Origin of the sequence: Pseudoalteromonas sp. TB51 (assembly GCF_000498055.1) — a bacterium.
Classification (GTDB): Bacteria; Pseudomonadota; Gammaproteobacteria; order Enterobacterales; family Alteromonadaceae; genus Pseudoalteromonas; species Pseudoalteromonas atlantica.
Map to the genome: position 1 here is coordinate 1 of NZ_AUTO01000345.1, position 25868 is coordinate 25868.

Here is a 25868-nt window from a genome sequence, read left to right on the forward strand (position 1 = left end):
TGAATCGCCCCGAGTTCATCGGAGACCAGTTTGTTTAAGTCAGGCCACTTTACCTGACTCGTTTAAATTATCATAGTAGTCTGTTTCATATTGAGCTGGTGAAATATACCCAATTGAAGATAATAAGCGTTGATTATTAAACCAATTGACCCACTCTAACGTTGCGTATTCAACAGCATCAACATTCTTCCACGGGCCATTTCTGCGAATAATCTCTGTTTTAAATAATCCATTTATTGTTTCAGCCAATGCATTGTCATAAGAGTCACCCACACTGCCTACAGACGCTTGAATTCCAGCTTCAGCAAGTCGCTCAGTGTATCGTATAGACAAATATTGGCTGCCTCTGTCGCTGTGGTGAATTAACCCTTCGGGGTTGCCACGATGCCAAATAGCTTGCTCTAACGCATCAAGAATAAGCTCTGTGTGCATTGTCGTTGATACACGCCAACCTACAATGTATCGTGAAAAAACATCTATCACGAAAGCGACATAAACAAACCCACTCCATGTGGCAACATAGGTGATGTCAGCTACCCAAAGTTGATTTGGCTGCTCAGCAGTAAATTGACGATTAACTAAATCAAGTGGCTTATCTTGTTGCTCGTCAGGTATCGTTGTCTTATGTGCTTTACCCCGACGAACACCTTGAATTCCCATAACTCGCATCAATCGTTCGACTGTACAGCGGGCGACTTGATGGTCGTCAAGCTGTAGCTGCTTCCATATTTTTCTTGCACCATAAACTGACATATTATCCTCCCACACTTCGCGAATGAGTATTATCAGCTCAGCATCACGCTTTTTGCGGTTAGACAGTCGCTCAGGCTCTCTTTGTATCTGTTTATGAGAATAATACGTTGATGGTGCAATCGGCAATTCCTTGCAAATTGACTCGACACCGTAATGCTCTCTGCAAGCATCAATAAAATCCACTATTACTTCTGTTTGCGGTCGAGCTCCGCTTGGGCGAAAAAAGCGGCAGCTTGCCTCAGGATATCATTCGTTCGCTTGAGCTCTTTATTCTCGCGCTCTAAGACGGCAAGGCGTTCTTCAGTTGATTGCGTATTAGAAGAGGGTTTAGACGGTTGAGCTTGAGATTTCTTGACCCATGCTCTAAGTGTTTCTGGGGTACATCCCAGTTTATCTGAAATCGATACTAGCGCAGCCCAAAGAGAAGGGTATTCATGCTGTTGTGTGGTAACAAGCCTAATTGCACGTTCACGAAATTCTGATGTATAGCGATTTGATTTTTTCATAGTTCCAGTTTCTCAAGTTATTGAGTCTCTGGCAAACACGGGGCGATTCATTTTTGAATGTACTTAAATACCTTGGTAATGAGTTACAAATATCAATTGTTGGGGTTGGGACTAAAGACGCGTTTAGGGCGTTGCAGTCAGACCCTCAATTAGCTAACCGTTTTGAGCCAGTATTATTACCTCGATGGGAGTTTAATCAGGATTTTTTAAGGTTACTAGTGAGTTTTGAACGTATGTTGCCATTAAGAAAGCCCTCAAATTTACATGCTAAAAGCTTAGCTATGCAACTATTCTCAATGTGTGAGGGCTATATTGGAGAGCTTTCACGATTACTTAATGATGCAGCCGTTTATGCGGTTAAAAATAATATAGAAGCAATCACACCAATAGTATTAGATAAAATAAACTGGGTAACACCTTCACAAAGAAAGCGTCAGTTAGACAAGGCAATTTAAATGTTGTCTGGAAAATTATAGCCAGCTCATCCGCACCCATTACCAGGGGAGTGTTTATCTTCATGGATGGTGCGAACTGCACATCACAATGGCCTGAAAGTACAAAGCTTTGGTCATTTTGCTTTTAATAAGCGTTATGAACTTTGGAATAGGGATATAGATAGGCTAGCGCCTGAAAGGTTGTTAGAGCAGATGTCAGTAAAAACGGGGGTAACACTTAGGGAAGCAAAGAAAACAACGCTAAGTCTATTTGAGGGGCGTTTATTTGAGTCTACAAGCCTGTCAGGTCAGCTACGCTGGATAACACCGCTTAAATTATATCATCGTACTCATACAGGTTTTGGCATGCAGTATTGTCCCCTATGCTTAGCTGAAAGTACAGACGCTTATTATCGAATTGCTTGGCGAGTGGCTTTTTATACTTTTTGCCCAAAACACTTAATACTCATGGAAGATAGGTGTAGACATTGTGGAATGGCAGTTGCTTTTCACCGAATAGAGCTTGGAAAATATCACCAGTTAGATGCTCCAGATCTAGCGGTGTGTTGGAAATGCGGGGTAAGTTTAACTGATTTCACTCCTATTCCTGTTAATATTTGGCACCAGAACGTACATCGAAGGTGGAAATGGAAGTTAGCGGTATTAGACCGTGGTTTTGTTAATTCAGGTCAAGTAAAAACTCAGAGGCTTAATTTACTGCATCAGCTTTGTAGAATTATTGCCTCACACTCATTGGCTCCCGATTTACAACAATACTTATGTGACAAAACAAATATGCCGTATCAACATATAAGTGATGTAAAAATAGCATTTGAGCAGCGCTCTTTATCTGAGCGGCATTATATTTTAGAGCTCGCATGGTGGTTAATCGAAAAATACCCAAGGAAGATAAATGAAGCCATTAAGTATAAAAAACTACGCCCACATTACCTCTACAAAGATATGCCGAGTCTAAGATTTAAGTAATGCTTATTATCTATGTATATTAAGTTAATTTTTCTTATTAGAAACAACTAAAGTAAGATAATAACCTGCCGATAACTAGTAATAAATAACGAACAAGGAAAATGATATGAAAGTTAATTCAAATGATACTAATCTAGCATCGCAGTTTATATCGAACGGTTCAGAAGTGAAAATTAATAAACCTGTAAATGGTAAAGAACAAATAAATAGTGAAATGGAGCGACTAGCTAAGGACATATATCATAATGATCAGCCTAAAGAGCCTAAAGCGACCTATGATAAGCCAATGAATATATCAACAAATAATGTTGTATCAACAAGGGAAGCAGAAGAAAAAGCGTTAAATAATATTCGAATCGCTACTGTGAATCTTTATATGCCGGGTGGTGAAGTTTCCAACTCTGTTGAAAAAATGTTTACTCAGTATGACAATATTGTGGCTGAAATAGCGGCCGAACAACCATCATTAGCGAATAAAGACTGGGGGATATCAATCAGTCAATCAGGTGAGCTAGAAGTTACAGGTTCTATTAATGATAAAGAGAAAAGTCTGATATCTGAAAAATTAAATGACAACGGGGATTTTGTGGCCGCAGCTAACGAGTTTAAATCGAGCTTTCTAGAGCACATTGACTTGGGAGTTAGGGGGTGGTCAAGTTACGACGTAAACGAAGATAATTTCTCAAAAATATTTGATTTAAAAGAAATTCTGGATAATTCACAAGGAGGAGAAAGCTTTAAACAGGCTTGGAATAAGGACTTTAGTTGGCTTGAGTTAAACGATAATATCTCATCTCAACTTAGAAGAAATGCAGAACGAGAGTAATTTATTGCGAAAGGGCCGAGGGCGTTCAGAATTCTGTGTCAGCTAATCAGTTCTCAACCACTCAAAATCATGGCGGTGGCCAAGTTAGAGTTTATGTATTTCAGTTCGGTTACGGTAATACAAACAACGCAACGTTTGCAGGTTCTAGTGTATCTGCCACATCTAGCACTCCTAGATGTGGAGCAAACCTAAGTACTTGTAGTGCAGGCCAAACAGTTACTGGATTCCTCCATCAATTCGATTTTTTTGGCGCATCAAATATAAGTGGTACTGTTAATGTTTCAGCAAATTCGATAGCATCACCATTTGGTTTTTGGAGTGATTCTGTTTTCGTTCAATAATTAACACACAAGAATTAGAGCACAACCCATGTTCACAATGACACACGAACATGGGTATTTAACCAATAAGTTTTACAATATCAAACACTCTAGACTTAGCTTCAATTGCATTTCTCATTTGAGCTGACCCGTCACTATGTAATTTTAGGCTTTCCAATTCCTTAGTCACGTGAGCTACATAATTAACTTTTTCATCTAAATTAAAATCAATACTTGGTGGTGTATACATATCAAGCATTTGACCGCTAGAAATTAACTTATTGTCATAAAGCTCTTTAGCCATTCCCATTACTTCATTTCCAGAAATATTGGTCATATCGTATTTATTTGCAATTTCTTGCCATTTAGCTTCAGCATTGCGACCGGCAGAGCTGATTGAAACGGTGTCTGTTTCGGTTTTCTTGGTTGTGTTAGTAGCCTGTCCATCATTTATTCTTGTGCTTAACGCGCTATGTTGGGCTGACTCAGCATGATTAACATACGGTGTATTAGTAATTTGCATATTTGCTCCCTTATTAAATATTGCAACGACAATGCTTATATCAGAGCAAGTAGCAGGCCAACAAATCGAAACCTGTTATTTGCAACAGGTTTTTTAGAAGTATTAATACTAATCTCACAAACTAAGTGATCATTTATATGGGTTAAAACCACTAACTACTGCGTTATTTATTTAATTATTAGAACAGCTAGTTATGTAAAAAAGCCTTGTGTTTAATGATTTTCCTCCGCCTAAAATAGATCACTTAATTAATGAAAGTGGTATAAGCACGAAAGTACACATCGAGGTAGAAATGTCAGTGATTTTAGCCAACAGAAGCGGCAAATGGGAAATAGTATGGTTTAATAACGGTAAACTATTGCCGATTAAATAAGGGGATAATTAAGTATTCATTTAAATCTCGAATGAATGAGATCTAGCCTAGCGATAATTTTGTTGCTTCAGTTGATACTTTTTCAAATACATCATTCAATATTCTATAAATCGTAGCCGAACCCAAGTCATAATCTTTTGCCAATTGACCAATGGGTACACCTTCTTTCCTTTTATTATAAATTTCTAAATCTATTTCATCGGTTCTTTTTGTTGGTCGACCAAATTTAACGCCGTGCTCTTTAGCTTTAGCAATACCCTCTAGTTGCCGCTCAGAGCGTAAATCAGTTTCAAATTCGGCAATGGCTGCTAACATGTTAAACATTAACCTTCCAGTGGGAGTAGATGTATCAATTGCTTGGTCAATTACTACTAGATCAATATTTTCTGCCTGAAAGCGCTCCGCAACTTGTGATAAGTGAATAACGGAACGCGCAAGACGGTCTAATCTGGTGATAACAAAAGTGTCCCCTTCCCGAAGATAATTCATGCAATTTTAAGAAACTATGACGGACATGATTTCAAAGTGACTTTGGTTGATAGCAATGGAGATAGAGTTGCTGGCGGATATAGCGTAGCAGTTTCCACTTCTATCTTTAATGCAGGCACTTATTATTGGGAAGTTGAAAATAAAACAACAACTGGATCTACTTATGGTGGAATTACTTATGAAGTAAGATCTGGTGGCTAGTTAAACTTTCTATTAACGACTCAGCCCTATGAGTCGTTAATAGAAAACAATCTAAAATAAAAGCTTAAGTTTTATAAAATTATGTCGATAAAAGAAAACGACATATGAAAAAGGATTTTTATGAAAATCAGCACCAATCTACTACCTACTCTATTTGAAAGTAAAATATCTATTTTTACAAACAGTGATGATGAAAAAATAAAAAGCTTTTCTACTAAAACAAGCGAAAGTGGCTTAAAAATTAATATAAACACAACTCACCTTGATCCTAAAGTTAAAGAAAAAAAAGACAATAATGCTTTTGATTCATCATTAATTGAGGGAAGTGCATATGAAAAAGTATTTAAAAAAGAAGAGCTCAACTTTTCTAATATGAGTATAAAAGAACTTCATAGTATTGTTAAAAATGTGAATGAAATGGAACGAGAATACACACAAAAATACGATAGTGATGAACCAGTTAGATTAGGTAAGTCAGGAAACCCCATAATATCCAAAAAAAGAGAAGATATGAATAGTTTAGAGTCTAAACTTAGGATCCTTTCTTATGGTGGAGGGGATGTAGATCCTGATAAAAAAATTAATGTTATGGAGTATTTTTCTAATAGTTCAGAGAAATTAGATGGACTTGCTAAAGAATATCCTGAACGTCAGACTTATCAAGTAAGAGCCTCTTACATGAAAGAAATAATTAATACGTTTGATAAATTTATATCAGACGATACTTTTGATTTATATCAAGAAAAGGCTGCTTTATTGTTAACCGACAAAAAGAAAGTCGATGTTTTTATTTGAAAAAAGCCTAGAACATAGCAAAACAGCTAACAGCTTATTGAACACCATTTTGGTGGTTTATAACACACCGAAACGGCGTATATTACATACCCTGATAATTTCACCAATAATTACCTTTGTAAACAAGTAATTAAAACAGCTAGGAATTAAGCATGTTATTTTGCCCCAAAACGGCGTTTAATAATGTTATTGGACAAAATTAGATTTCTACTTAAAACACAGGAATAAATTTAACTTTTTCAGTGTCCGGTTATCGCTCAAAGCCGACCTATAGAATAATTGCTTTAACACGTTTTGGGGCAGAAACGAGTTGGACTTCCGAGCTTTCATTAGATACCGGCTTATAATCTTAAAGTACAAAACGGAAGTAAGCTTCCGTTTCTAGGACTTCAAAGGCAGTTATCGGAAATATACTTCTGTTTTTTGAAAGCATTAACCTAGATAGCTATACGAGCCACTTTTCGGGGGCTTATTGGAGCGAAAAGGTAAATTCGTATCACTTTAGAAGCCTTTTCCGGCTCGGTCTTTAAGCTCATAAATCAAATTTTTCAATGGTATGTTAATTACAAATTGTTCACTAAAGTATTATTTTTCATAATTATTTAAATAAAACCTATTGAACATCGGTTTTACTTTTGATTTAATACCTATCATTAATCGGTTTTAAATTGAGGCTCATATGAAGTTAGGTGAATTAGAAAAATTAGTACTTCAATATTTGTGGCAGCATAAGTCCTCAGATGTGAAGCAAGTCTATACCCATTTTGAAAAGCTACGTGGTGGAAGTCTGAATACTTACCAAAGCACGTTAGATCGTTTGTTTAAGAAAGAGCTTTTGTCTAGAGAGAAAATTGGCTATGCATTTCATTATCAGCCTAGAGTTGAAAGGCATGAGTTAATAGGCCAGCTTATTAAATCGGTAACAAGCGATTTTATAACTGAAGACGATAATAGCCTCATAGCAGCTTTTACTTCAATTTCTAAAGACTTCAATGTTGAGCAGTTGGATAAGTTAGAATCACTTATCGAAGAGCAAAAGCAAAAACTCAACAGTGAAAAAGAGTAGCTTAAAAATATGTCTGTTTTTTTTAATTTATTAGCTATCTTTTCAATTACTTTTATTGTGGCAAATGTCTCTTTGTCAGCGATTTTTTCGCTCCTTGGTCAGCAAATTATAAAAATTGAAGTTAAGTCCCGTAAGTTCTTGCTTTGGACAGTTGTATCATTGCCTTGGGCCCTCAGCTTTGTACCAGCAATTTTAATACTTCAGGCCTACCACACCGGGGATAGCCTATATGATTTTGCTTTATTACATTGGCACCATATGACTCATTTTGAATGGTTTAGCTGGCATGGCTTTACCGTTGGCGTTGCGCTGTTTTTCGTAATGTATGTCTTAATAAGTCAAGGGCGCCTTTTATGGAACCACAAAAAAGAAATCGAATCATTGATGTGCTTTTCAACGAATATAGAAACGGATATATATCAAATAGAATCAGATAATGCATCTGCATTTACGAGTGGTTTCTTTACAAAAAAGTGCTTTGTCACTACAGCCCTTATTGAGCAAACCACTTGTGAAGAGTACGACGTAGTTATTAAACATGAAAGGGCACATATTGCGACAAATGATCCTGCGAAGAAGTGGCTTTTTACCCTGTTATGTTTATTTTTTATAAAACCGATAGCACAAAGGCTGAAGCTACATATGATTTTAGCAATGGAGCAAGAAGCCGACAACGCAGTAATAAAAAGCGGTACTTCAAAACTATTTGTGGCCAGTACACTAGTAAAAGTTGCTAAGCTTAATGCGCAAAGCGATCTATTAAAAAATAAAAGCTTAGTGGTAAATTTTGGTGCGGATGTACTAGAGCAGCGTATATATTTTCTGCTTGATAAATTGAAGCTTGAACCAATTCACAAAGGTATAACATTTTCATTAGTTATGGTTTTAGTGATTGTTTCTTCAGCTTCAATCGATGGTATTCATCACTTTATGGAAACCTTCTTTGGTCACTAAGTGGCTTATTTTTTTAAGTTTAAAACCGATCTAAGGTCGGTTTTATAGGTAGTAAGTCTAAAAGGGTAAACTTATGTTTTTTAGAAAAAATCCAACTAAAAAACCGATTGTAAGTCGGTTTTTTAGGGTGCTTAATTGTATCGGTTTGTTTAGCGTTACGTTATCTGCTCATGCAAAAAATACAATTTCATTAAATGAAGCGATAGGTTTATCGCTTAAAAAGCATCCAGAACTAAGGTCTTACATTTATAAAAAAGAATCGGCATTAGCATTAGTTGAACAAGCAAGTGTTGGCACTCCTATGATAGTTAACGCTTTAGCTGAAGATGCGTTTGGTACAGGTAGTTACTCGGGAGTTAAGGGCCTACAAACTACACTCAGTATTTCTTGGCTGTTAGAAAAAGACCACATTGACTCGCGAGTAAAGTTGGCAAATACCAAGGTATCGTCTGCGTCTATTGAACAACAAGTCAAAGCGATTGATGTTGCATCAGAGACGGCTCGTATCTATATCAAGTTGCTTTCACAGATTATGAAATTGGATTTGGCAAAATTAGCACAGAGACAATCTCAACAAGCTCTCGAGCAAATTAAACGTAAAGTTAAAGCAGGTAGCTCTTTTATTGTTGATGAGTTAAGAGCAAAAGCTGCGCTATCACTAGTTGAATTAGAAGTGGAAGATTTAGCGCATGAAATAGAAGCTTCTAAGTCTCAACTTGCAGCACAGTGGGAAGGAAATACTCGTTTTTCAGTCAATGGTAATTTAGCGAATATTCCAAGCTTGAAGGACTTAAATACCGCTTTAGAAGGTTTAAAGGCTAATCCACAGCTAAAACGTTTTTTGATTGAACAAGATGTGATGCAATCCGAAATTGACTTGGCGATTGTCGAACAAAAACCATCATGGTCGATTTCTACTGGTATTAGAAGAAATGAAGCGGTAGATGACTTTGCATTTACTGCTGGGATCTCAATTCCACTAGGAGGAAATAATAGAAATAGAGGTCAAATATCTTCTCTTAAAGCTAAGCAAAACCAAAGTAAAGCTAAATCAGATGCGCTTTATCAGCGTATTTCAACACAAGCATTATTGCTGACTCATAAACTTAAACACAATCGTCATGTTATAGACGCTTTAACAAACAAATCTATTCCATACCTTGAAGAAGCTAGCAAAAAGGCAGAAGAAGCATATCGCCTCGGCAGCTATCGTTATACCGATTGGCACGTCGTACAACAAGAGTTAGTGAAAGCACAATCGGACTTGATTGATGCGTATACCAATATTCAGTTATTTAATATCGAATTAGAACGATTAACAGGCACATCTGTGTCAATGTAAGAGAGAAAATGATGAAACTTAAATCTATTGCCGCTGTAATTGCGTTGACTCAAATAGGGTTAGGGCTATCTATGTATAGCCCTGTCACATGTGCACAAAATAATGTTGAAGCTGTACAAGAAGTAGAAAAAGGACCTAATAATGGTCGTATGCTTCGTAATGGTGACTTTGCTATCGAGCTTGCCATTTTTGAAACGGGAGTACCACCAGAGTTTCGTGTTTTTGTAACTAAGGCTGGGAGCGCTATAAACCCAAACGATGTTGATTTAAACGTTAAACTTTCTCGTTTAGGAGATGGCACTGACAATATTAACTTCTATGTTGAGAACAATTATCTTCGTGGTGACATGGAAATTTATGAGCCGCACTCGTTCCTCGTGACAGTAAAGGCAAAGTATAAAGGTAAAACTTATCAGTGGTCTTATGACAATTACGAAGGCCGTACACAAATAGCTGATGTCATGGCTGAGTCAATGGGGATTGAAACAGAAATTATTGCTAGTCGAGAAATGGAAGAGCGCTTAAAGGTTTATGGCGAGCTTACTCTGCCACCAAATGCTATTCGCAATATCTCAGCACGTTTTCCGGGAGAAATTAAATCGCTTAATACTGAGTTAGGTAAGCCGGTTAAAGAGGGGCAGGTTTTGATGACTATAGAGGCAAATGAAAGCTTACAACTATATAAAGTGATTGCGCCAATAGATGGTGTGGTTACATCACAAAACGTCGGTATCGGTGAGCAATCTTCTGGTCGAACTTTATTAACCATTACTAATACCAAAAAGCTAGTTGCTGAGTTAAATGTTTACCCTATGGATCAGGGCAAGATCACATTAGGTACTGAAGTAGATATTCATATTCCGGGCTTTAAAGATGCAGTAAAGACATCACTATCAGACACACTTTATCAATTGACCTCTGAACAAGCCAAAGTCTATCGCGCTGTTATCGATAATTCAGATAACCAATTTAGCCAAGGTCAGTTTGTTACAGGACAAGTTTTAGTAGATAGCTATACCGTTGATATGGCGGTTAAAGCAGAAAGCTTGCAAGGCTTTCGTGACTTTACGGTAGTTTACGGAAAGTTCGAAGACCAATACGAAGTGCGTATGTTAGAGCTCGGTCGCAAATCAGGCCAATGGGTAGAAGTACTTAGTGGTATTCCTTTAGGAACGGAATATGTGACAACGAATAGTTACATCATTAAAGCTGACATTGAAAAGTCTGGCGCATCACACGACCACTAAGGAATTGAAGATATGTTGGATTCGATTTTAAAATTTTCCATAGAGCGAAGCAAATTAATACTCATTTTTGTTTTTGCTGTCGGTATGTTGGGCGTTTGGAACTTTCAAAAACTGCCCATCGATGCTGTACCTGACATTACCAATGTTCAGGTAGTTATTAATACAGAAGCGTCCGGCTATACCCCTCTGGAAGTAGAGCAAAGGGTGACATTCCCGCTTGAAACAGCTCTATCAGGTGTGCCAAACCTTGAATATACTCGTTCAGTCTCACGGTACGGCCTATCTCAAGTAATTGCTATATTTACAGATGAGACTGACATTTATTTTGCAAGGCAGTTGGTTAACGAGCGTTTAGGCGCCGCTAAATCTGAGCTCCCTTTTGGCTTAGAGCCTGAATTAGGCCCTATTTCTACTGGGCTTGGCGAAATCTTTATGTTTACGGTTGATGCGCGTGAAGGGGCAACAAACAAAGATGGTAGTGAGATCACTCCTACAGATCTAAGAACTGTTCATGACTGGGTTATCCGTCCGCAGCTTATGCAAGTTGAAGGCGTTGTCGAGGTAAACCCTATCGGTGGATATGAGCGTGAAATACTTATCGCCTTGAACTCTGATAAGTTATTAATGTTCGGCCTTTCTCAGCAAAATTTAATTGAAGCTATTAATCAACATAACCAAAACAAAGGGGCTGGGTTTATAGAGAAAAGTGGTGCGCAATGGTTGATTCGTTTACCGGGGCAAATTGAAACTGTTGAGCAACTAGCAAATATTCCTTTACCGTCATCTAGTGGCCGAGTTATTCGCGTTAAAGACGTTGCTGAGGTAACCGAAGGCAAGGAGCTTCGCTCTGGTGCGGCGACACAAAATGGTCGCGAAGTCGTATTAAGTACTGTTTTCATGTTAATAGGCGAAAATAGCCAAAAGGTTGCCAAAGGCGTAGGTGAAAGATTAAAAGAGATTAATAAATCTCTACCTGAGGGTATTGTTGTTAATGCCGTTTATGACCGAACTAAATTGGTTAACAAAACTCTCGATACAGTAAAAATGAACCTTATTGAAGGTGCTATCTTGGTTATTGTTGTGCTGTTTTTGCTGCTAGGTAATTTTAAAGCAGCATTTTTAACAGCGCTTGTAATTCCTTTTGCCATGCTTATGACTGTAACAGGCATGATCCAAACTCGTACCAGTGCTAACTTAATGAGTTTAGGGGCGCTTGATTTTGGTTTACTTGTAGATGGTGCCATTATCATTGTTGAAAACTGCCTTCGCCGTTTAAGCCAAGCTTCTAATGGTAACGCATTGCCAGTAAAAGAACGCTTACTGCTTGTGTACGAAGCCACACGAGAAGTGATCCGTCCAGCACTGTTTGGTGTCTTTATTATCACTGCTGTGTACCTTCCCATTTTTGCTTTAACGGGTGTAGAAGGGAAAATGTTCCACCCTATGGCGATTACCGTTGTAATTGCGCTGGTTAGTGCAATGATCCTATCTGTCACCTTCATACCTGCTGCAATCGCATTAACCTTCAAAGGTAAAGTCATTGAAAAAGAAAACGTGATCATGAAAGCCAGTGTTTCACTTTACAAGCCTATTTTATCCTTGGTACTAAAAGCTCGATGGGTGGTGGTAATTGGTGCTGTTGCTTTAGTTTCTGTTGCCGGTGTTATGAGTACTAAGTTAGGTAGCGAGTTTGTACCAAATTTAGATGAAGGTGATATTGCTATGCACGCTTTACGTATACCTGGCACGTCGCTTACCCAATCTATTGAAATGCAAAAGGTGCTAGAAGACAGAATAAAGTCACTACCTGAGGTTGAACGCGTTTTTGCAAAAGTGGGGACGCCAGATGTTGCAACGGATGCTATGCCACCGAGTGTAGCCGATAATTTTATAATTCTGAAACCTCGTAGTGAATGGCCTGATCCAGATAAACCTAAAGCAGATTTTGTTAAAGAGCTCGAAGCTTTAGTAACACCAGTTCCGGGAAACCGTTACGAGTTTTTACAACCGATTCAAATGCGCTTCAATGAATTATTAGCAGGAGTACGTGCTGAGCTTGCTATTAAGGTGTTTGGAGACGATTTTGATACGTTAACGGAGCTTGGGAAAGCGCTTGAAAAGTCGATTCAAGGTGTTGAAGGCATTCGTGATATTCAAGTTGAGCAAACTAAAGGTTTACCTGTATTAACTTTCGACCCTAAACGTGAACAATTAGCATTGTATGGTTTAAGTATTTCTGATTTTCAAAATCAAGTTGCTGTTGCTATGGGAGGTGAGATTGCAGGTAAGTTTTACGACGGTGATAAGCGCTTCGACATAGTGGTTCGTTTACCAGAGGAGCAAAGACAAGATGTAGATGCTCTTTCGCAGCTACCAATTACCTTGCCAAGCGGTGGCTATCTACCACTACAGGAATTAGCGAATGTCGAAATGGCTCTAGGCGTAAATCAAGTGAATCGTGAGAATGGTAAACGCAGAGTTGTGGTTACAGCTAATGTTCGCGGACGAGATTTAGGTAGCTTTGTTAAAGATGTGCAACAAGCCATNATGTTCAATTGCCTGCTGGTTATTGGATTGAGTATGGCGGCACATATCAAAAACTACAATCAGCTTCGCAAAGATTAAGCATAGTTGTCCCCGTAACATTAGTCTTAATTATTGGTTTGCTATTACTTGCATTAGGTTCATTGAAAGATTCATTGATTATATTTACAGGCGTGCCACTGGCATTAACAGGTGGAATATTCGCCTTAATAGTTCGTGACATTCCATTCTCTATTTCAGCGGCAGTAGGCTTCATTGCTTTATCGGGTATAGCGATATTAAACGGCCTAGTCATGGTTTCCTTTATTAGAGATCTCGTTAAGAAAAACTATGATTTAGAAACTGCCATTATTAAGGGGGCTTTAACCAGATTAAGGCCAGTTTTAACCACTGCATTAGTCGCTTCACTAGGTTTTATACCTATGGCGTTAAATACGGGTATTGGCTCAGAAGTGCAAAGGCCGTTAGCTACTGTCGTAATAGGAGGAGTGATTTCTTCAACAATCTTAACGTTATTTGTTCTACCTGCGTTATATCGTCTATTGCATTCAAAAGACGAAAGCCTGGCTGAGCAAAATGACAATCAATTACTAGAAAATAAAGGGTAAATAAATGTTTGGAAAATTCAAACTTTCTTATTTGCTGTACCCGTTATTGATTCTACTGTCGATGGCTTCAATTGAAGCCTTCGCACATGGGGTTGATGATAGTACACGCAACTTTTTACAAAATAATACGGGTGTGCAAGTTCTGCCGTTTATATACATAGGCGCAAAGCACATGGTAACGGGCTATGATCACCTGTTGTTCTTAGTCGGTGTATTGTTTTTCTTACGCAGCAGTCGAGACGTTTTACTTTATGTCAGTATGTTCACGATTGGGCACAGCTTAACGTTAATGGGTGGAGTACTTGCCAATATTCAAGTTAATGCTTATCTAATCGACGCAATCATCGGCTTATCAGTTGTTTACAAAGGCTTTGATAACTTAGGTGGATTCAAACACTTCTTTGGAAAGCAACCAAATCCTAAAAAAGCGGTGCTTATTTTTGGCCTGTTCCACGGGTTTGGTCTAGCAACCAAAATTCAAGAATTTGAGTTGCCGTCGCAAGGGCTTGCTACAAACTTATTATCTTTCAATATTGGTGTTGAAATTGGTCAATTCTTAGCTTTGGCGTTTATTCTTCTAGCCATTAATTTTTGGCGTCAATTCGAAAGCTTCAACCGTTTTGCCAAAGCTACAAATACAGCATTAATGTGTGGTGGCTTCATGTTAGTTGGTATGCAACTAACCGGATATTTTGTTAGTTAATTATTATGAGATATATATTTATGGAATCAAATAAAACCAGTCGCTCATTAATCAAAGCGACAATTCTTTCATTCTTGGTAGCGATAATTACACTTGTTTTATTCATTTTGCCAGCGGAGTACAACATTGACCCTACTGGTATTGGTGAAAAGCTTGGCTTAACGGTATTTAATGATGAGGCTTCAACGCCCTCAGCGCAACAGTACTCTGATGGTGAACAAGACTCTGTGATCCTTACTGTTCCCGCAGGTGAAGGTATCGAGTACAAACTTGATATGAAGCAATTTCAAAAAGCAACCTATGAATGGACAACTGATGGCGCAGAGTTATTTGTTGATTTGCATGGAGAGCCTAAAGGAGACACTACAGGCTATTTTGAATCATATGCAATTGCCACAGTAAATGAGATGAAAGGTAGCTTTACAGTACCATTTGATGGTTCTCATGGTTGGTATTGGAAAAATACAACTAATCAAGATATTAGCATTCAACTTATCTTCAATGGCGATTACGTTATTGAAGGTCTTAAATAAACTTTAATAAGGAAACAAAATGAAAGTACTAATTAAACTAGCTGCTATTACAATAATTGTATTTACTACTTCTGTAATGGCTCATTCCGAAGGTCATGGAAAGGTTGAAAAAAGTAAAATTATACAAGCAGCTCAAACCTCTGCTAAAGCTTTAACATTTAAAGATAAAGGTATGTCAGTTGGCAAACTAGATAGCTCTTGGAACAAAGTTACTAGGGACAACTTTACTGTTGTAGAGGAAACTCGTGATGCTGTTCTGCTGAAAGCGACAAATGCGCAGAATAATCAAACGCTTCTATTTATCGTAAGTAAAGCTGGCAAAGTTATGGATGTTAAAGATGAAAAAATGTTCAAGAACGAACATGGTCATTCACATTAATTTCTAAACTCAGTTGAAGATGGTAAATGCAGAAAATAATAGCTGCATTTACCGTTTATCGCAGATTATTTATGGCTTCATATTGATTTCAAGCTCTAATCTGCCCTTAGTAGCTCAAAAGCTTCCCCTTAAACTCGAAGAAATATGGCTAATTAGGATACGGTTAGAACTGGCAGATAATCTGCGAGAATAAACTGTGTTTAATTTGGCATTAGACTGTAAATGACGCGCCTGTGATTTTATTAAACTAAAAGTTTCGGATATTGATCATGGACCTAACATCCAGTCCGGAACAAATTGAGATGATACATGTGCCAGCGTAATAAAAAGGTTTGCCACATTTATGAGATACTACAAAGAGTAATATTGAAGGCTCTTAAAACTAATAATGGAAATAGCAATGAAATATAAAATGATTCTCCTAGCAGTATGCACCACACTGATTATGTGCAGCTCAATAGCAAAGGAAACTGAGGTTAATAACCAAGAGAAAACACAGTATTCAAAGCATTGGCTTTTAGATGAAGATGATCGCAAAAAAAGGATAAACAAGCTGGAAACTTATCTTAGAGGATTTGATCAGCCTATGCTGGAAGTGGGGCAAAGGTATGAGAGCCTTTATCAAGCATTACAAGATGAAAATTATGATTTTGCTGCATACCAATGGAAGAAAATTAAAATAACTATTAATAATGGGCTTATGAAAAGACCCGCTAGAAGGAAGAATGCAGAGCTACTTTTACTTAATCAAACATGGAAAGAAGTGTTTGATGATATTAGCAGTAAAGATAAAAGCACTGCATGGAAGGGATTTGATAAAGCAACCTCAGCTTGTTTATCGTGTCATGCCGCAGAAGGTGTCAGTTTTGTGAATAATCAGCCACTATTTAGACTGCAAAGTAGTAATAAAAAATAACTTGCCGTAAAAATATCATAATTCAACGTTAAACTTGTTAAAATCCAACTTCGGTAGGCATGTTCAAACTTGATTATTTTTACCAATAATGACTTATTTATAGGAAAGGTGTATGAATAAAGTTGCTGAAGTTTTTTGGCAGTTTTTAATTTTGGGCTGTGTAAGTTTTGGAGGACCTGCTGCACATATAGGGTATTTTCAGACCACCTTCGTACAAAAACTTAAATGGCTAGATGAATCATCTTACGCAAGATTAATCTCTTTGAGTCAATTTTTACCTGGCCCAGGCTCTAGTCAAATAGGTTTTGCTATTGGACTACGTCGTGCTGGAATTTTTGGAGGGATAGCTGCATTTATCGGATTTACGCTACCATCTTTTCTTTTGATGTATTTTATTGCAATCGCAAGCACAGACTTAAGCTCAAACAGTCTGATTTCAGGCATTATACACGGATTAAAGTTACTCGCTGTAGTGGTGGTAGCTGATGCAACATACAACATGTTCCAAGCATTTTGTAAAGAAAAACTATCCATTTCTATTGCTGTATTCACTGCTATTTTTTTATTATGTATTCCTAACTTAAGTATTCAGATTTTCGCTTTGATAACAGCCGCAATAGTGGGAGCTTTTTATGGAACGCCCATCATAACGGTAAGCAACAGTAAAAATCGCCTTAAATTACTCCCGTTAATACTCTTTATTTCTTTTCTAGTCATCCTTCCTTTTGTTATTGTGATGCCTGCGCCTTTGAATATTTTTGCCGACTTCTACCAAGCAGGAAGTCTTGTTTTTGGCGGAGGACACGTTGTATTACCCTTATTACAGCAAACTATTGGAGATGCAATTTCTACAGACCGTTTTCTACTTGGATATGCAACAGCACAAGCTGTCCCTGGCCCTATGTTTACATTGGCTGCATTTCTAGGCGCTGAATTATCACAACCCCATCAAATTATTGGTGCATTGATGGCTACGGTTGGTATATTTTTACCGGGTCTTTTATTAGTCCTTAGTTTGCAAGGAGTATGGGAGACACTTGCTTCAAGACCAAAAGTTGCAGGTGCTACTTGGGGGATAAATGCAGCCGTTGTTGGTTTATTATTTTCAGCATTATTTGACCCTATATTTATCAGCGCAGTATCTACGCCAATAGATATGGCTTTGGTTGTGCTAGGTTTATTTGCAATGAAAATAATAAGAATGCCTATCTTACTAATGGTTATTAGCTTCGGAATATGCGGTGTTATGGTTCAATTTTATAATGGATGAGAATGTTTAATTTATTATTTCGGGAAAGTGATCTAAGCATCGGACCTAATACAAAAGTCAATCTGGCTTCGCCATGACTTAGAAAACTTCGAAAAGCGATTAAAAGCTCTTGAAAATAAGGTGGCCAACGATGGGGTAATTTTATCTGATGCTCAAGTTGCTGCGCTTGAGAAGAAAAAACATGACGATGAGGCTTGTGGTGAAATTGAGACCCATCATCTAGGGTATCTTGGCTCACATGACACTTTTTATGTCGGTAACCTCAAAGATGTGGGTTGTAGTGGCATAGTTAATTTGGCCACCCATTAAGAAAGAAATGTTATGCTATTAAGCATACAAATCTGGGTGAAAAAATGACGAAATTAAAACGCGCAACGTATTCTGCGGCAATCAAATTAGAAACAGCACAGCTTGTAGTTGACCAAGGCTACACACAAGAAGATGCAACTAAGGTGATGGGAGTGGGTAAATCAATCGTCAGTAAATGGGTTACTCAATTAAAGCAAGAAGGGAATGGCCAGTCACCATTGGCTTCATCAATGACACCCGAAAAAGTTGAAATCCGCGAATTTAAAAAGCAAATACAACGCATTGAATTAGAAAAGGCTACAGCTCTCTTAATGTCCGACTCCTTGAACAATTCTCGTTAATTGAGAAATTAAATCAACGAGAGCGTTACCCAATTAACGTGTTGTGTGGTGTATTTAATGTTCATCGCAGCAGCTATAAATATTGGGCCACAAGGGATGCAACGCCAGCACCAGAGCAAGTAAGGTTAGAAGCGGAAGTTAAAGCTTATACATGCAATGAGTGGTGGTTCGGCTGGGGCACGCACAATCGCAGTAATTGCAACGAATAACGGTTTTGAATTAAGCCGTTATCGCGCCGCTAAGCTGATGGTTAAATTAAAACTAGAGAGCTGCCAAGTGCCACAACATTAATATAACCGGGGTGGAAATGAGCATCTTGAAATCCCAAATTTGCTAGGTAGGCAGTTTGATGTTGTTGAGCCGAATACGGTGTGGTGCTGTGATGTGACGTATATTTGGACTTAGCAGTCGTTGTTGATTTATTTGCACGTAAAGTCGTTGGTTGGGCAATGTCTTTGTCGCCAGATACTAACTTAACGCTAAAAGCGCTAGAACTTGCGTATGAAAGCAGAGGCCGGCCAAGAGGATTAATGTTTCACTCAGACCAAGGAAGCCACTATACAAGTTTAAAATATCGCCAACGTTTATGGTGCTATAAAATCACACAAAGTATGAGTAGACGTGGAAATTGTTGGGATAATGCGCCAATGGAGCGATTTTTTAGAAGCTTTAAGACGGAATGGATGCCAAAGAGTGGATATGGAAACTTTATAGACGCTAAATATAGCGTAAGTGATTACATAAATGGATATTACAACAATGTTAGGCCGCATCATTATAATGCAGGTTTAGCGCCAAATGAATCTGAGGTTAGATATAAAGATTCTAAAACTGTGGCCAAAATTAGTTGACCACTACAGCCCGGATTATGTCTTTTGAGGATAAACTTTTAGTATGTAGCGAAGTTTCCACTGGTTTCTGATACTTAGCGATTTTTGTACTGGTCTTTGAAGTCATACTGAGCATTAACAACTTGGTCAATTCGCTTTTTCTACACATAAGTATTATTTAAAAAAAATAGACAGGTATTTTTTTGTGATTTTAAAGAAAATTGCTTCTACAGTTATGTTACTGAAACCCCTTTTTAACTGTAGAGAGTTAAACCTTTGTTATATATGTTTTCTATAGGTTTATTATTTTCTACATATAAATATTCTAACATTCGTTCAACAGTTTCGTAGTTAAGCAGGCTGTCTATGGCGCGCGTATTACTAAGGTTATCGGCGGCGTTTGCCTCGCGTATAAAACGGTTTCGCCACTGCGTTACTGTTACAGTAAAGGTAATATAAATAGCAACCGTTAATATGGTTATTAATGCAAACCAAATAGAGAATAGCGAGCCAAAAATAATAGCAACGGTCAGTATTTCAAAAAGGGTGGGGACAATATTAAACATTAAAAAACGCATTAAAAAGCTCAGCCCACTGGTACCACGCTCTATATCACGGCTTATTCCACCGGTTTGCCTATCGAGATGAAAAGCAAGCTCTAGCGAGTGTAAATGTTTAAATACTTTTAACCCAATATCACGCATCGCGTGCTCTGTCACACGCGAGAACACCGCATCTCTTACTTCGCCTAAAAACACGCTGGCAAACCTAAGCCCACCATACAAAAGCAATAGTAATGCAGGGATAACTAAAACTAGATTGATTGATTTATCAACCGAGTCGATAATTTCTTTTAATGCCCAAGGCATTAAAAGAGTTGCGCCTTTAGCTCCTATAAGCGCTAAAAGGGCTAAAAGTACGCGCCCTTTAAATTTAGTAATGTATGGCCACAGCGTTTTAATGCTTTGTTTTAAGGTCATGGCATCGGCGCGTTTTATAGTACTGTGTTTAGAGCGCATTAAGGGTCTCAGTCAAAAAATACTTAATTAATATGCATTGTATTTTAAATACTTGCCCATATATACTACGCATCCCTTATTTTAGTTTGACGCAACCATGTTTAACATTCGTGTGTTTATATCTGCTTTTTTACTGTTTTGTGCGCTTTTTAGTGTTCAAAGTAGTGCGCAGTGCGCGACAGATAAATTAAACACTGTAACCACCTCATTGAGTGTGTTTGCTGATAGCGTTGAGTTAGCTAAAACGCTGCCTATATCAAAATCAGTAAAGGGAAATGAGCACAAAAAAACTCATCAAACAGGGTTTGACGCTCATCAACCTAGGTTAACGGCTAGTAATTCTTCGTTATTTTTACATGTCGCGCAAAGTGAGCCTGAATACGACGTTGTATTTGAATTTTTTGCACACACCCTTTTTAGAGAAATATACCTAAGCCCCAACGCGTTTATTGCCCAACGGCCATGGTATACACTTGTAACGCATAGCAAAAAGTCGCGACTTAGTGGCTGGAAAGACGCTAATTTACTTTATACCGCAGCAAGCACCTATCACGCTTAATTTTCTTATTTAATTTTTATTAGGTTTTAACGTTTTACGTTTAGGCCTTGAGATTAATTGTGCTTTTAAAAAGTACGTTACCGGTTCTGGTAATAAGGAAACACCATGTTAAGTGTAAAAAAAGATCACAAGCCGTTTATGGCTAAATTTAAATTAAGCTATATAGCCATGCTTATTGTGCTGGTTTTATTAGCCATTAGCGCATTACCCAACTTATACCGTAATAAATCGTGGTTACATGTAAGCAATGCACCTCATAGCGAAACACAAGCTGTGCCAAGCACTAATGCATTAGTTACTTTTTTAAATAACCAAGGCTTAAAAGTTGAGCAAGGGCTAAATAATCAAACATCTATAAATATTTTGTTAAACGAGCCAACTAAAAGCGCACAAGCGCAAGCGGCTATAAAGGCGCAGTATCCAAACACGCAAGTTAAAATTGTAGAACATGCAACGAGCCCACTTTGGCTGCAAGAGTTTGGTTTATCGCCAATCAAATTGGGACTAGATTTAAACGGCGGTGTGTTATTTGTACTCGACGTAGATTTAGATAAAGCAATTGATGAGCAATTAGTCAGTGCGTATCAACAAGCAAAATCAATTATTATTAAGCAAAAAGCGCACGGCCTTAAAGTGCTGCAAACAGGGCACGGCTTTGAAATAAATGCACACCCAAATGGAGCGAAAAAGCTTACCCCGGTAATCAATGAGCTACAAAGTCGCTTTGCTAATTTAGCAGTTTCAACAACCAGTAATGGTGATATTAAAAATGCAAAATTCACCTATTCAGAGCAAGGGCGAAGCAACTTTGATAAAGAAGTTATGAGCCAAACGCTCACAACGCTTCGCTCACGCATAGAAGAATTAGGCATTACCGAAGCCGTCACTCAGCGCCAAGGTAAAAACCGTATACGCATAGAGCTACCTGGCGTGCAAGACCCAACAGAGGCAAAGCGAATTATAGGTGCAACTGCATCACTTGGGTTTTATCAGTTAAAAGAAATCGGTGGGCAAACATTTGATATGCAATCGGGCGGGTCCATCAAACTTGACCCAGTGCCAATTTTTACCGGTGAGCATATTAATAATGCCACCATAGGGCGCGATGACTGGGGTAAACCCCTTGTGCAACTTAGCCTTGATGGACAAGGCGGCGATGCCATGTCAGCGTTTTCAAAAGCAAATATTGGTAAACCTATGGCCACGGTTTACTCTGAGTACTCTCAAAATGCTAAAGGTGAAACGGTAAAAAAAAGCGAAGTTATAAATGTGGCGAATATTGCGCAGCATTTAAGTTCACGTTTTAGTATTACCAATATGAAAAGCCAACAAGCAGCAGCCGATTTAGCACTATTATTACGCGCAGGCTCGCTAACAGCACCGGTTACTATTGTGCACGAGCAAACAATTGGCCCAAGCCTAGGTCAAGAAAATATAACTAACGGCTTGGCCGCATTGATGCTGGGAATGGGTATTACACTTGCCTTTATGGCAATGTGGTATCGCCGCTTAGGGCTTATTGCAAACGTAGCGCTGTTATTAAACTTAACGTCGCTTGTGGGGCTAATGTCGTTATTACCAGGGGTTGTGTTAACACTTCCGGGTATTGCCGGGCTGGTACTTACCATTGGTATGGCGGTAGATACCAACGTTATTATATTTGAGCGAATAAAAGAAGAGCGTAGAAAAGGCCGCTCTGCTTATCAAGCTATTCAAGAAGGTTACAAGCAAGCCGCTAACACCATATTTGATGCCAATATAACCACCATGATCACCGCGCTTATTTTATATGGAATAGGTTACGGCCCAGTTAAAGGCTTTGCCATAACATTGGCACTTGGCTTAATAACCTCGGTATTTACTGGCGTGTACGTATCAAAAGTACTAAGCCAAACGGTATATTTAAAAATGGCTAAAAAAGCAGGAGTAAATGCACATGCTTAACATTTTTTTAAAGGGCGAGGCGGGTACACGTCTGCGTTTTTCGGGCATGCTTTTGAGCGCCATACTTGTACTGCTATCGGTATTTACGCTTAGTCAAAAAGGGCTTAATTTTGGGCTCGACTTTACCGGTGGTTACCTAACAGAATTTACCACCAGCCAAGGTGTTGAGCTAAAACAACTTGAGCAATTTATTACTAAAAATCACAATGGCGAGTTTGAACTAACCGCACAAGGTAATAATCACTTTCAACTACGCGAAGCGCCCAGCGGTTCAACAGCAAATAGTAGTGATTGGCAAAGTGCCATTACACAAAATGCAGACATTAACGCCGAGGTTTTATCATCAGCGTATATTGGCTCGCAAGTGGGTGATGAACTGTTTGAACAAGGTTGTTTAGCGCTATTTTCAGCCATGGTTGCAGTAATGCTTTATTTAGCGGTGCGGTTTGAATGGCGTTTAGCCGTAGGCTCTGTAGTTGCGTTAGTGCATGATTTATTACTGGTACTGGGGCTATTTTCGCTATTAAGTATTGAGTTTAATTTAACCGTACTTGCCAGTTTGCTGGCCATTATAGGTTACTCACTTAACGACTCTATAATAGTAGGTGATAGAGTACGCGAGCTTTTACGTGTTAAATCTAATAATGCGCTTAGCCCCGCAAGTATTATTAACAACGCCATAAAAAGTACCTTAACGCGCACACTTATTACATCGGGCACCACGCTTGCTACAGTTGCAAATGTTTGGCTCCTAGCGGGCGCACCATTACAAGGCTTTGCCATCGCGCTATTTACCGGCATTGTAGTAGGGACGTTCTCATCTATTTGTATTGCCGCCACGTTACCCGAGCTATTAGGGTTAAGTGCTAAAAATTACGAAGAAAAACAAGATGCAGAAACGCAAGCGTTGCTCGATATGCCCTAGCAATAAATACTTTTAAAATCAGCATTAAAATACAGGCGCTTAAAATAATGGTTTTAAGCGCCTTATAACGTTAAAATTAACCACATAGTTTACCGTATTGGTTATTAGCGCCTTTCATGAATAAATCCCACGTAATAGAACACCTTAAATTTGCACTCGAAGCACAATTAAACAGTGCAAAACAAGCAGCAAAAGCCGCGCACGACGCCGCCACTCACGAAGAAAGCGTTGCAGAAACGCAGTACGATACCCTAGGACTCGAGGCCGCTTATTTAGCACAAGGCCAAGCCGAGCGTGTAAACGATTGCTACAAAAGCATTAAACAATTTGAAGCCATTTTTAAAGAGCCCACTCACAATAAAGTGATTATAAGCTCACTCGTTTGCCTAGAAGATGAAAACGCCCTACAAAAATGGTTTTACTTAGGCCCAGCCGCAGGCGGCTTAACGGTTGAAGTAAAAGGACAAACTATTCAAGTTGTTACAGCCGAAGCACCACTGGGTAAACAGCTTTTAGGCAAACAACTTGATGATGAAGTAAGCCTAACCATTGCAGGCAAAAACCACGAATATGATGTGGTAGAAATTTTATAAAGCATTAGTTTTATATGTAGGTCGGATAAGCGAAGCGCCATCCGACAAAGGTAACTTGTTCTACAACACTATTAACAGTCGTTTTGGTGTGTCATAAGCCTTCGAAGTGGTGTTTAATAAGTTTCTATATTTTCATTATAGGATAATTTATGCAGCGAATACCTGATATACGTATTTGGAGAACAGCAAATGAGTATCAAGAATCTTCAGTGATCTTATTAGAAGCTGGGAAAGGCTGGTCTGCCTCAATTTTGGCTGCACTTGCAATTGAGATTTATTTGAAATCTTTCCTTTCAACAGAGGTTAAAATTGAACTTGATGAAGATATTTACCAAAGTTTCAAGAAAACAAAGCGTGGGCATAGCTTAACTGAGCTTTTCTATCGTATCCCTAAAAAATACCAAGACGAGCTAGTTTCTGGGTATGAAAAAACAGTCTGCGAACGTACTCTCATACAGCGCTTGGAAAGGTATAATAACCTTTTTTTTGATGCTCGCTATATTCATGAGCAAAATCCAACAGTGTATGTGGACAATTTAATAGTGAGGCTTGCTGAAGATATAAGAAATGTAGTTGCTAACATTTCGACTCAATGAGTACTGTAAAAATATAAGGCGCATAAATGGAACATACCAGTGGGTTTTGCTCGTAGGTAGCTAATTTAAAAAACTATTTTATTGCCTCTGTTTTGGGGGGTTCCTAGGTAAACAAGGAAGTATTTTGATTCATAGAGTTTTATCAATATCCGCGATGCTCTTTTTACTGACAGCTTGCACTAAAGGAAAGCTTTATTACACGAAGGCTTCTGGCGAACGTGTTTTAGGGTGTGATGTGGAGTTTGTTGGTATACCAAGCGTTGACAAGTTTGCGGTTGAATATGCACTTAGCCTCTGTGCGAAAAGCTCTGTTAAAAAAGGGTATTCCATAGATAAAGAAAAGGAATACCTACTGACCCTAGAGCTTCAAATTCCAGAGTCAAAATGTGGTGAATCATGGAACCATAAGTCGGCAAAAGAGCTGTATAAAACTGGCAAATTGTCAAAGAAGGAATATGGCTATATTGTCGCTCACATAGACCTGGGTTTAGCGGTTGTTAACGAATGCTCACCAATAACTAAATAAAAATCAATCATTTCGATCGTTTTGGCGAGGCATGCAGGATGCCTTCGCCCTTTATCCGACCTACGAATTAGCCTTTTTCACAAACTTCGCTGTTACCATCATTTCGCCAATACCATCTACTTTGCAATCTAGCTCGTGATCTTTTTTATCAAGAACACGCCTTACGACCGCTTTGGTGCCAATTTTAATGACTTGTGAGCTGCCTTTTATTTTTAAATCTTTGGCTACGGTTACTTTATCGCCATCAGTAAGTTGGGTGCCGTTGGCATCTTTAACTGAAATTGTGCCTTCATCGCTTGTACTATTTGGGTTCCATTCATAGGCGCATTCAGGGCATATAAGCAGTTGCTGGTCTTCGTAAACATATTCAGATTGGCACTGTGGGCAGGCAGGATGTGACATTTATAACGCTCATAAAATATTAATTTTGCGTATTTTAATCTGCATTAATAGGAAA

At 38.4% G+C, this 25868-nt stretch carries 24 protein-coding genes, 5 pseudogenes and 1 other annotated feature; of the genes and pseudogenes, 24 read left to right on the forward strand and 5 right to left on the reverse strand.

From position 1 onward, the window contains the following. Positions 1-39: 39 nt before the first annotated feature. A protein-coding gene (locus L650_RS0121885) for an IS3 family transposase (protein ID WP_223230517.1) occupies positions 40-1259 on the reverse strand; the annotation gives its coding sequence in 2 pieces (ribosomal slippage) (positions 40-971 and positions 971-1259; 1221 coding nt in all). Further along, positions 865-981 (reverse strand) — a sequence feature (AL1L pseudoknot). Its footprint overlaps the gene before it by 117 nt. Before the next feature lie 53 nt (positions 1260-1312). On the opposite strand from L650_RS0121885, the gene L650_RS0121895 reads away from it, so the two are divergent. The 4 genes and pseudogenes from L650_RS0121895 (at position 1313) to L650_RS23990 (ending at position 3847) form a co-directional block, all read left to right on the forward strand. Then, entirely contained in the window at positions 1313-1714 is a 402-nt protein-coding gene (locus L650_RS0121895) for a TniB family NTP-binding protein (protein ID WP_138611583.1), read from the forward strand. 33 nt (positions 1715-1747) lie between these two features. Then, a pseudogene (locus L650_RS0121900) lies at positions 1748-2680 on the forward strand (TniQ family protein); the annotation flags it as partial. Positions 2681-2786: 106 nt separating this feature from the next. Then, entirely contained in the window at positions 2787-3506 is a 720-nt protein-coding gene (locus L650_RS0121905; RefSeq protein ID WP_024606314.1) for a hypothetical protein, read from the forward strand. Further along, positions 3506-3847, forward strand: a complete 342-nt coding sequence (locus L650_RS23990) for a DUF4879 domain-containing protein (RefSeq protein ID WP_085065554.1) — start codon at positions 3506-3508, stop codon at positions 3845-3847. Before L650_RS0121905 ends, L650_RS23990 begins: the two co-directional genes overlap by 1 nt. Positions 3848-3905: 58 nt before the next feature. Here the strand turns inward: L650_RS23990 and L650_RS23995 are convergent, their stop codons facing one another. Continuing rightward, positions 3906-4349, reverse strand: a complete 444-nt coding sequence (locus tag L650_RS23995) for a hypothetical protein (RefSeq protein WP_024604508.1) — start codon at positions 4347-4349, stop codon at positions 3906-3908. A 415-nt stretch (positions 4350-4764) separates the two neighbouring features. Further along, a complete protein-coding gene (locus L650_RS0121920; RefSeq protein ID WP_223230621.1) occupies positions 4765-5211 on the reverse strand; it encodes a recombinase family protein in 447 nt (148 codons plus the stop codon). Positions 5212-5247: 36 nt separating this feature from the next. Between L650_RS0121920 and L650_RS24380 the strand changes: the two genes are divergently transcribed. From L650_RS24380 to L650_RS24010, 14 genes and pseudogenes are all read left to right on the forward strand, one after another. Next, entirely contained in the window at positions 5248-5412 is a 165-nt protein-coding gene (locus L650_RS24380) for a hypothetical protein (RefSeq protein ID WP_157743020.1), read from the forward strand. 120 nt (positions 5413-5532) lie between these two features. After that, entirely contained in the window at positions 5533-6207 is a 675-nt protein-coding gene (locus tag L650_RS0121925; protein WP_013463096.1) for a hypothetical protein, read from the forward strand. Between the two features lie 679 nt (positions 6208-6886). After that, complete coding sequence (locus L650_RS0121935; RefSeq protein ID WP_004588401.1) at positions 6887-7273, forward strand: BlaI/MecI/CopY family transcriptional regulator; 387 nt, start codon at positions 6887-6889, stop codon at positions 7271-7273. 9 nt (positions 7274-7282) lie between these two features. Beyond that, positions 7283-8227, forward strand: coding sequence for a M56 family metallopeptidase (locus L650_RS0121940; RefSeq protein WP_029774401.1), 945 nt, complete (start codon positions 7283-7285; stop codon positions 8225-8227). 73 nt (positions 8228-8300) lie between these two features. Continuing rightward, positions 8301-9569, forward strand: a complete 1269-nt coding sequence (locus L650_RS0121945; RefSeq protein WP_029774402.1) for a TolC family protein — start codon at positions 8301-8303, stop codon at positions 9567-9569. 11 nt (positions 9570-9580) lie between these two features. Further along, a complete protein-coding gene (locus L650_RS0121950) occupies positions 9581-10816 on the forward strand; it encodes an efflux RND transporter periplasmic adaptor subunit (RefSeq protein WP_029774403.1) in 1236 nt (411 codons plus the stop codon). A gap of 12 nt (positions 10817-10828) precedes the next feature. Beyond that, positions 10829-13968 (forward strand): annotated as a pseudogene (locus L650_RS0121955) (efflux RND transporter permease subunit). 61 nt (positions 13969-14029) lie between these two features. Continuing rightward, on the forward strand, positions 14030-14671 hold the full coding sequence (locus L650_RS0121960; protein ID WP_128081081.1) for a HupE/UreJ family protein: 642 nt from the start codon (positions 14030-14032) through the stop codon (positions 14669-14671). A gap of 20 nt (positions 14672-14691) precedes the next feature. Then, positions 14692-15204 carry a hypothetical protein gene (locus L650_RS0121965; RefSeq protein WP_029774405.1) on the forward strand — a complete coding sequence of 171 codons (513 nt, stop codon included), beginning with the start codon at positions 14692-14694 and terminating at the stop codon, positions 15202-15204. Positions 15205-15223: 19 nt separating this feature from the next. Next, positions 15224-15583 (forward strand): DUF6488 family protein, encoded by a 360-nt coding sequence (locus tag L650_RS24000; protein WP_085065555.1) that lies wholly within the window; start codon positions 15224-15226, stop codon positions 15581-15583. Between the two features lie 400 nt (positions 15584-15983). Then, positions 15984-16499 carry a hypothetical protein gene (locus L650_RS0121975; RefSeq protein WP_029774407.1) on the forward strand — a complete coding sequence of 172 codons (516 nt, stop codon included), beginning with the start codon at positions 15984-15986 and terminating at the stop codon, positions 16497-16499. 112 nt (positions 16500-16611) lie between these two features. Then, a complete protein-coding gene (chrA, locus tag L650_RS0121980) occupies positions 16612-17769 on the forward strand; it encodes a chromate efflux transporter (RefSeq protein WP_029774408.1) in 1158 nt (385 codons plus the stop codon). 54 nt (positions 17770-17823) lie between these two features. Then, positions 17824-18045: pseudogene (locus tag L650_RS0121985) on the forward strand (IS481 family transposase); the annotation flags it as partial. Positions 18046-18122: 77 nt separating this feature from the next. Continuing rightward, a pseudogene (locus L650_RS24010) lies at positions 18123-19270 on the forward strand (IS3 family transposase). Between the two features lie 314 nt (positions 19271-19584). On the opposite strand, the pseudogene L650_RS0122000 reads toward L650_RS24010, so the two are convergent. After that, a pseudogene (locus tag L650_RS0122000) lies at positions 19585-20268 on the reverse strand (ABC transporter transmembrane domain-containing protein); the annotation flags it as partial. Between the two features lie 97 nt (positions 20269-20365). Between L650_RS0122000 and L650_RS0122005 the strand changes: the two are divergent. From L650_RS0122005 to L650_RS0122030, 6 genes are all read left to right on the forward strand, one after another. Continuing rightward, positions 20366-20827, forward strand: coding sequence for a hypothetical protein (locus tag L650_RS0122005; RefSeq protein ID WP_029774412.1), 462 nt, complete (start codon positions 20366-20368; stop codon positions 20825-20827). Between the two features lie 105 nt (positions 20828-20932). Then, positions 20933-22771 (forward strand): protein translocase subunit SecD, encoded by a 1839-nt coding sequence (gene secD, locus L650_RS0122010; RefSeq protein ID WP_029774413.1) that lies wholly within the window; start codon positions 20933-20935, stop codon positions 22769-22771. Next, complete coding sequence (gene secF, locus L650_RS0122015) at positions 22764-23696, forward strand: protein translocase subunit SecF (protein WP_029774414.1); 933 nt, start codon at positions 22764-22766, stop codon at positions 23694-23696. The genes secD and secF overlap by 8 nt, the downstream gene beginning before the upstream one ends. Before the next feature lie 116 nt (positions 23697-23812). Continuing rightward, positions 23813-24289, forward strand: a complete 477-nt coding sequence (locus tag L650_RS0122020; protein WP_029774415.1) for a GreA/GreB family elongation factor — start codon at positions 23813-23815, stop codon at positions 24287-24289. Between the two features lie 149 nt (positions 24290-24438). Further along, entirely contained in the window at positions 24439-24885 is a 447-nt protein-coding gene (locus tag L650_RS0122025; RefSeq protein ID WP_006794571.1) for a hypothetical protein, read from the forward strand. Positions 24886-25009: 124 nt separating this feature from the next. Then, positions 25010-25411 carry a hypothetical protein gene (locus tag L650_RS0122030; RefSeq protein WP_317450481.1) on the forward strand — a complete coding sequence of 134 codons (402 nt, stop codon included), beginning with the start codon at positions 25010-25012 and terminating at the stop codon, positions 25409-25411. 60 nt (positions 25412-25471) lie between these two features. On the opposite strand, the gene L650_RS0122035 is transcribed toward L650_RS0122030, so the two are convergent. Further along, a complete protein-coding gene (locus tag L650_RS0122035; protein ID WP_029774417.1) occupies positions 25472-25813 on the reverse strand; it encodes a zinc ribbon domain-containing protein YjdM in 342 nt (113 codons plus the stop codon). Positions 25814-25868 lie beyond the last annotated feature (55 nt).